The sequence below is a fragment of the Bradyrhizobium sp. genome, from assembly GCF_035701725.1.
GTDB lineage: Bacteria > Pseudomonadota > Alphaproteobacteria > Rhizobiales > Xanthobacteraceae > Bradyrhizobium.
This window is the reverse complement of the sequence record NZ_DASSRP010000202.1, coordinates 1-2,993: the sequence shown is the minus strand read 5'-3', so window position 1 is coordinate 2,993 and position 2,993 is coordinate 1. Positions and strand designations below refer to the sequence as shown.

The following is a 2,993-nucleotide window of genomic DNA, read 5'->3' as shown; positions in this document are numbered from 1 at the left end:
TCGGTGGATCTTCGGCGAACAAACGCCCAGGAGAATGGCCCGTTCCACGGGTTCAATGTCCGGTTTGAGCCGCCGTCAAAACCGCGCCACCTTGGGCATTTCCGCACCTGCGCGCGCCCTGATCGAGCGCACCCCGCCGCGAGGCGATTTGAGCGGTCGCGCGATTACGCGATCGCCGTGATCTCGAGCTCGTGGCCCGCGGATGTCACGACGTCGCCGGCCGACTTGCCCATCAACGCGCGCGCGACGGGAGAGGCAAAGGAAATCGAGCCCGTTTTCGGGTCGGCCTCGTCTTCGCCGACGATGCGATAGGTCTGCACGCGGCCGTCGTCGCGGCTGAAGGTCACGGTGCTGCCGAAGGCGACCTTGTCGGCGGAAGCGGGGGCGGGGACGAGCTGCGCGGTTCGAACCCGTTCGGACAGGTAGCGGACTTCGCGCAACGGGATCGCGGCCTGGCGCCGCCGTTCGTTGATGTCCTCGATGGCTTGCGCGGCTTCATAGGCCTCGCGCGCCTCGGCAAGCTGCCGCTCCAGCGCTTTCAGGCCGGCCGCGGTGACCAGATTGGGATGCGGCGAGATCGGACGATCCGGCAGCAGCGTTTCGGATGCCGTCTCGGCACTCTCTTCCTTGGTGAAGGCAACACTCAAACGCAAATCCTTTTGGACAGAAGTGCGGCTTGCGCCGCTTGACTCGAAAGTTCGGAAAAGCAGCAGACGGCCTTAATTGGCGGCCTGCCGGGTCTTCACGCCGGGGCGATGACGGGCGAATTCCTCGCCGTCATTCGGCGCGACATGCGGCGGGTCGCGGCCGAGATAGGGACGGCCAAGGCCGAACTCGCGGCCGTGATCGTCGATCCATTTCCAGAGAACGTCGCTGTTGGCCAACCGTTCCGCGCGCGTCGCGCCCTTGACGCTGACGATGTCGGCCGCAAGCCCGTGGCCATAGCCGCCGCGCAGACTGCCGCCATGGTAGGAGCGGTTGCTCGCAGCCTTCAGGCCGCTCGCGATCGACTGGCGGTAATCGTCGCGAAATCCGCTGGTGATGCCGGGCGACAGGCCGGCCTGATCGGCCGCGTGAAGCATCGAGAACAGCCTCAGCTTGAAATCCCGATCGACGCCGCCGATCACATAATCGGCCAGCGACATGTCGGCGTTTTTCGCGGCCTTGGGGTCCTTCCAGCCGAAGTCCTCGTCGATGACGACGGTCCAGCTACGGGTCACGGTTTTCAGCTTGCCCTTTTTCTTGATCGTGACCTGCTTCTCTCTGCTCTCCCTGATCGAGTCTTCTTTGGGGGTCCGCTGGTAGAGCTGCCACAGATAGCGGTCGACGCAGACATCCATGACCAGGCACTCGTCATGAATCTCGATCGAGCTCGCCGCGTCGTAAATCTCCCCGGTCTGCGGGCCGGCGGCATGATCGGCGGGCGCCGCCGGCTTGAGCGCGGGCTTCGGCAAACTCTCATCCGGCATTTCCAGCGCGGCCAGCACCGGTCCCTTCGCAGCCGGCGCATTGGCGGCCGGCGCCGGGTCGGCTGCCTCATCCTTCGCTATCGGATCCTTGGCTATCGCATCCTTGGCTGTCCCATCCTTGGGCAGCGCGTCGCCTTGCGGCGCTAGCGGTGCGATCGTCGCGGTTGTTGCGGGTTCGCTTGACGCTGCGGCCAAGATTGGCGCCGTGACTTCGCTTGCAAGCGCGATCGCCGGCGAGGGCTCGCTCGACAACGGAACATTGATAGCCGGGCGCGTGGTGTCCGCCGCGAGCGGCGTGACGTCGGCAACCGCAAGCGAATAGATGTCGTGGGCGGGAGAACTCGCGGCAACGAGCACGGCGCCTACCAGGGCCGGGGTGGCAATTTCGCGGCACCAGACCGCCGCTGTCTCTGAGAACCGCCGATATATCACGCGTGTCCCGTCTGGCAGAATCCTGATCCCATCTTCACCCGGTCGACAGGGCGAGTAAAGACCCGGGCGGCGTCAAACAAAACTGATCCGCAGGGAACCCTGCCGTCCCTTAGCCCTGCCGGCGCCGGGGCAGGTCCTTCAGATCGGCGCTAGACATCATGACGGGGCGCACGTAGCGTCCTCAAAAGCTTAAGTCGATCGGAACGCGCGTGATGCCAAGACGGATCTGGTTTCTTCTTCTGGGAATGGGCTTGTGCGTCTCGATGGCCAAAGCGGAAGAATCCAGGGTCGCAGTCCAGCTCAATGGCATCGGCGCCCTGACCTGCGCGCACTGGCGCTCGACCGCTGCCACGCGCGCGGAAGGCGTGATCTGGATTCTCGGATTCTGGTCCGGCCTCAATTATGTCGCGGCGGCGAGCGATCAGTCCCAGGCGAAACTGAGCGAGAAACAGCTGATCGCGGAGGTCGCGAGAATTTGCGCGACCGACCCGTCGCAGGTTCTCGCCAGCGTCACCTGGTCCGTCTACGTCGATTCCGCCGGCAGGTGATCCGAAGCGGCAAGTGATCCGACACGACAAACGACAGGGACGTGGATAATGGCAAAAGCAAAAAACACGATTTGTCTGTGGTTCGACAAGGACGCCGAAGCCGCGGCGCGGTTTTATGCCGAGACCTTCGCCGACAGCAAAGTGCTGGCCGTTCACCGCGCGCCGGATGACTATCCATCCGGCAAGGCCGGCGATGTGCTGACGGTCGAGTTCACGGTGATCGGCATTCCCTGCCTCGGCCTCAACGGCGGCCCGATGTTCACGCCCAACGAATCCTTCTCGTTCCAGATCGCCACCGACGACCAAGAGGAGACCGATCGCTACTGGAACGCGATCGTCGGCAATGGCGGCAAGGAAAGCGCCTGCGGCTGGTGCAAGGATAAATGGGGCCTGTCCTGGCAAATCACGCCGCGCGCGCTGACCGATGCGCTCGCGGCCGGCGGCAGCGAAGCCAAACGCGCCTTTGCCGCGATGATGACGATGACCAAGATCGACATCGCCGCGATCAATGCGGCGCGTCGCGGCTGAATCCGGCTTTTCGAAA

The 2,993-nt window shown here is 64.2% G+C and carries 5 protein-coding genes; 3 read left to right on the top strand and 2 right to left on the bottom strand.

Features of this window, described 5'->3' with window-relative positions; translation table 11 throughout:
* A partial coding sequence (locus VFL62_RS11795; RefSeq protein WP_325172554.1) for a hypothetical protein occupies positions 1–181 on the top strand: 181 nt, incomplete at its 5' end.
* Here VFL62_RS11795 and greA read toward each other — a convergent pair.
* A complete protein-coding gene (gene greA, locus VFL62_RS11790) occupies positions 165–647 on the bottom strand; it encodes a transcription elongation factor GreA (RefSeq protein WP_325172553.1) in 483 nt (160 codons plus the stop codon). The two genes, VFL62_RS11795 and greA, sit on opposite strands and share 17 nt — an antisense overlap.
* A gap of 72 nt (positions 648–719) precedes the next feature.
* Positions 720–1,826 (bottom strand): peptidase M15, encoded by a 1,107-nt coding sequence (locus tag VFL62_RS11785; protein WP_325172552.1) that lies wholly within the window; start codon positions 1,824–1,826, stop codon positions 720–722.
* A 287-nt stretch (positions 1,827–2,113) separates the two neighbouring features.
* Here VFL62_RS11785 and VFL62_RS11780 point away from each other — a divergent pair, with 287 nt between their 5' ends.
* Both VFL62_RS11780 and VFL62_RS11775 read left to right on the top strand, forming a co-directional pair.
* Positions 2,114–2,449: a hypothetical protein gene (locus tag VFL62_RS11780; protein ID WP_325172551.1), complete on the top strand. Its 336-nt coding sequence runs from the start codon at positions 2,114–2,116 to the stop codon at positions 2,447–2,449.
* Positions 2,450–2,497: 48 nt separating this feature from the next.
* On the top strand, positions 2,498–2,977 hold the full coding sequence (locus VFL62_RS11775) for a VOC family protein (RefSeq protein ID WP_325172550.1): 480 nt from the start codon (positions 2,498–2,500) through the stop codon (positions 2,975–2,977).
* Positions 2,978–2,993: the final 16 nt, after the last annotated feature.